Here is a 3,768-nt window from a genome sequence, read left to right on the forward strand (position 1 = left end):
GCCCACAACGGGCATTTATAAAGGCTTGAGCGGTATGCGGGGAAACCTGCACGTACCGTTCTCAGGGGGCGGCGGCGCAGTAATGTGCTGCTGCTACCCGACATCAGGTTGTTGACACTTATGTCCGTTAAGTGCCGGAAGCGGACACTGGCGATTGTCACCTGCTTCAAGACCATCACGAGGCAATTTTCTTTTGCAACTCACATGGGCTCGGTAAGACGCCCATTATACCGAGCTGTTTTGCCCTGGATTTTTTAGTTTCATGCACATAAAATATGCTGATACTAAGCGCCGTCAGACTGGTGACATTATGATAGATTTCTTCTTTACCCTGCTGGATTCATCCGTATACGCCTCTTATATATTAGGTGCAGCAGGCGCTGCGATGATTATTTTCCTGGCAGCAACAGTAAAGTTGATAGCGTTCGTAATCGGGGAACGCCGAGCGCGTAAGGCTCTAATTCATAAGGTAAGAGCTATTCATGAAAATGAGATTCATAACTGATCTGACTGCCCAATATCCCTATTCCCTGCTTCGGTGGGGGATCACCGCCGCGAGGCGGTTTTTTTACGCTCTTCTCCGGGCATTCGGTAAAACGCCTATTCTGCCGAATTGCCTTGGTATTAATTTAAAGCCAACTGTATTGTATTAAATATAAGCTGATGCTTTTAGGAGAGTTAATATGCAACTGACAACAAAAAGAAAGATGCGAAAGCTGCCTTTCATTGGCGCATGGCACATGTTCCGCGTTCTTTATTCGCAGGACGAGTTGGAACGGCTGGAAGCAGAGATGAAAATAATGCAGGCTGAATATGACCGGCTCACTTCCGAAAGCGAGGACGTTCTGGAGGAAACGCGCCGTGCTAATCCCCGCGTATCGAGCGAGCTGCATATCCTTGAACTGGTTAGATACAAAGCCCGCCAATTGAAAGCCGAACTCGATTACCAGAAGATGATTGTTGAAGAAGCACGTAACCATGTTGAATAGCCGCCGCCAGGCGGTTTTTTTACGCCCTTCTGCCGCCGTTCGGTAAAACGCCCATAACCCCGAATCGTATCTAACACGCATAAAAAAGCCCGGAATAACCGGGCATTAAGTGTCATTTCAGTATGTTAAAGCGGTAGAGTATTTTGTCAAAATCCTGTTTCATGCTGATGAAAAGCAGTATTTCGATATGCTCCCCATCAAAATCATAAAGCACCCGATACTCGCTTTCCACATCAAGCCTTTCACGTAACATCAATCCCCGATCAGCAAGATGGGCATTGAAGCGGTATCTTTCAGGATCTTCCATGATATTTTTTACGGAATCCATCAGCAGGTTATCGACCAATTCAGCGGCACGTTGCGCCCCGATAGTCCCGCCTTTGTATGACTCAATATCTTGCAGGCACTGCTGCGCCATCGGCGCTACTTCGATTGAATACTGTTTTGACACTTAACACCTCTCTTTTATTTTCTTGCGGCACGCAACCTCCTTAAAGCCTCTTCAGGAGACATGCCTTTGCCATCGACGATTTCCTTTTTAGCCATCATTGCCAGCTTGAAAAGGGCGTTTATATTTCTTTCTTCTTTCATTTCTCTCAGCTCTGCCTCACGTTCGGCGGCGGTCTGAATAAAAAGTTCTGCTACTCCGTTTTTCGTGACGTACATACCTCCTTCAAAATTTTGTGCATTTCCGAGACTGTCTCTGGCGAGCTTCTGGGACATGGTTTGGGTCATAGGTTATTCCTCATTTGAGATTCACTGACGAGAACAGCAATCTCATTTCCTCATTAAAGGCTTTGCTGAATTGCAAAGCGGGTTTCTCGCTAGTGCGGCGAGGGCAGCACATGTTTAGAGTATATCACTAGTGGTAGAATTGAGTACACATTTATCCACCACGGGCAGGAGGTTGCAGGTTGTTTACAGAAATTCGGTACAACCCGCATAAGACCGAATCGCCCCGCTGCGGCGCACAATACTACATGCCGTGCCTTTCTCAGCTGGAAGACATACCAGATATAGTGGTCGGCGGTTAGCGCCGGAGCAGGCCGCGCCGGTTGCCCCGCTGCGCCATTCGGTAAAACTCCGGTAAGAGAGGGTTTCCCCGAATCGGAATTTGCGCCAGCGGAGTTTTTCTTCGCGCACTGCTATCAGATCCATGCTGAGCATCACAGGCCGTGCGTATTTATCTCATTTGTCTCTTCAGATGGATTTAACCCAGGACACTAAACATTAACCCCGCTAAGATTTCGCAGACCCTCACAGGGAGACAACATCCTTTTCTCCCTCATCCCGTCCCCCGGGAACAGATGTGTGTATTTAAAACCCGCTACGGCGGTTTCTTTTTGAAAGATAAAAAAAAGACGATGCCGCGAAGCATCGTCAAAACGGATTTGCCATCAATGTGTATCCCTGGTGAAGGACCTGAATACTATCGGCGCCACGATTTGAAACATTAACAGGTCTGACCGGTTAGTGTACTTTGTCTCTCGTCATTCAGTCCGGGCACTCTGGCGCCACACCCACGTCATATCCAGCAGGTCGTTCACCTGTACGCCCCGGCACCGCCAGTGCGTGTACCATCGCCGGTATGTGTGAACAGACTGGCTGGCCAGCGACGTTTCGGCCTCACAGATGAGCTTTTCATGCGCCTCAGCCATGTGCATCATCGCCTGGGGCGTTCGTTCTGACTTTGCAGGAGCGGACCGCCCGATAATATCAGTCAGGCTCTGCAACGAGGGCCCCCGAGGACATGCTCTACGCTTTGTTTGTGCCCTTGCTGCCGGTGCTGAAAACACTTCAGGGCATAAAGCTACGTTGTGCAGCCGGCAGACATTATGCCGTTGCACATAAAAACGTGGCGCCGCTGCCGGCATCATCATGACTGTGTTCATGCGCGCCCTCCCTTTTGGCCCAGTACCGCCACGATTTCCGCTGGCGTAATGCCCGCTGAGACCATCTCTTCAATGCGCGTCAGCAGCCGGCCGATGCTTTCCGGCTCAAACTGTTCGGTGTTCAGAACGTACAGCCCTGTGTGATCGGGATTTATCCAGATAAGCCCGTGCCAGAACGGCGACTCGCTGCCCGGGCTCAGGATGTCGAGCGTGACGAGCGGATTTTTGCGGTGCGTCAGACGCAGATGAACCGGGAACACCCCGCCCCACTCTCCCCGGCATTCGCAGTCGGTAAGCCAGGCATTGCTGAGCTGCAGGGCGTTCAGTACAGTCCCGCACAGCCGCCGGCGAAACTCCTCACCGCGCGCGCTGTAGGCTTCAAAGTCGCCCGGCGTGAATGCCTTAAGACGTTGCAGTGTCACGCTCTCATCGCGCGTCAGTTCGCTACCGCAGCAGCTGCGGTAGCCGCCGCGCTGGCGGCCGTAATACGCGGAGGTCTTGCCGTTACGAATTTTTTCTTTAGACTGAGTCGCTGACATATCGAGTTCCTCATAATTTGATTGTCATGCCCTGCGCGGAGTGACAGCTCCGCCAGGGCAACCATCCCGGCCGTTCCGGCCGTATTTCTGCTTCGTTTACCTGCTGTTTTCACCTGATTCGCCGCCTCGCGTGAGCAAAGCCGCGTCATTCAGAACGGGATGTCGTCGTCAAAATCTGCCGGCGGATAATTACCCTGCGGCGGTGCCTGGGGTTCCGGTTGGGTTCTGTCGCATTAACAGAGCAGAGTCAGCAAACGTTGTGCTGCCGATATTTTAGGCAGCCAACAAATAAAATTGTTCCGCTGGTGACAATCTGTCGCCGGCGGGATGCTGAAGTTGTCCTTTGCG

The 3,768-nt window shown here is 51.4% G+C and carries 5 protein-coding genes and 1 pseudogene; 2 read left to right on the forward strand and 4 right to left on the reverse strand.

The genetic code is table 11. The annotated features are described in order from the left end of the window. Positions 1-262: 262 nt before the first annotated feature. Positions 263-505 carry a hypothetical protein gene (locus H2P46_RS22730; RefSeq protein WP_193407009.1) on the forward strand — a complete coding sequence of 81 codons (243 nt, stop codon included), beginning with the start codon at positions 263-265 and terminating at the stop codon, positions 503-505. A gap of 178 nt (positions 506-683) precedes the next feature. Beyond that, positions 684-989: a hypothetical protein gene (locus H2P46_RS22735; protein WP_193407010.1), complete on the forward strand. Its 306-nt coding sequence runs from the start codon at positions 684-686 to the stop codon at positions 987-989. 112 nt (positions 990-1,101) lie between these two features. Here the strand turns inward: H2P46_RS22735 and H2P46_RS22740 are convergent, their stop codons facing one another. The 4 genes and pseudogenes from H2P46_RS22740 to H2P46_RS22755 all read right to left on the reverse strand — a co-directional run. Beyond that, entirely contained in the window at positions 1,102-1,440 is a 339-nt protein-coding gene (locus H2P46_RS22740; RefSeq protein ID WP_166720381.1) for a type II toxin-antitoxin system RelE/ParE family toxin, read from the reverse strand. Positions 1,441-1,454: 14 nt separating this feature from the next. After that, on the reverse strand, positions 1,455-1,724 hold the full coding sequence (locus H2P46_RS22745) for a hypothetical protein (protein WP_166720382.1): 270 nt from the start codon (positions 1,722-1,724) through the stop codon (positions 1,455-1,457). A gap of 1,153 nt (positions 1,725-2,877) precedes the next feature. Beyond that, the gene (locus tag H2P46_RS22750; RefSeq protein WP_193407011.1) at positions 2,878-3,420 is read right to left on the reverse strand and encodes a conjugation system SOS inhibitor PsiB family protein; all 543 of its coding nucleotides are present in this window, start codon (positions 3,418-3,420) and stop codon (positions 2,878-2,880) included. A gap of 273 nt (positions 3,421-3,693) precedes the next feature. Then, a pseudogene (locus tag H2P46_RS22755) lies at positions 3,694-3,768 on the reverse strand (IS6 family transposase); the annotation flags it as partial.

This window comes from Mixta mediterraneensis (assembly GCF_014946725.1).
GTDB lineage: Bacteria > Pseudomonadota > Gammaproteobacteria > Enterobacterales > Enterobacteriaceae > Pantoea > Pantoea mediterraneensis.

Excerpts from the sequence above, each read along its gene's own strand:
- H2P46_RS22730 (WP_193407009.1), top strand. The coding sequence starts at position 263 with ATGCACATAAAATATGCTGATACTAAGCGCCGTCAGACTGGTGACATT.
- H2P46_RS22735 (WP_193407010.1), top strand. The coding sequence starts at position 684 with ATGCAACTGACAACAAAAAGAAAGATGCGAAAGCTGCCTTTCATTGGC.
- H2P46_RS22745 (WP_166720382.1), bottom strand. The coding sequence starts at position 1,724 with ATGACCCAAACCATGTCCCAGAAGCTCGCCAGAGACAGTCTCGGAAAT.
- H2P46_RS22750 (WP_193407011.1), bottom strand. The coding sequence starts at position 3,420 with ATGTCAGCGACTCAGTCTAAAGAAAAAATTCGTAACGGCAAGACCTCC.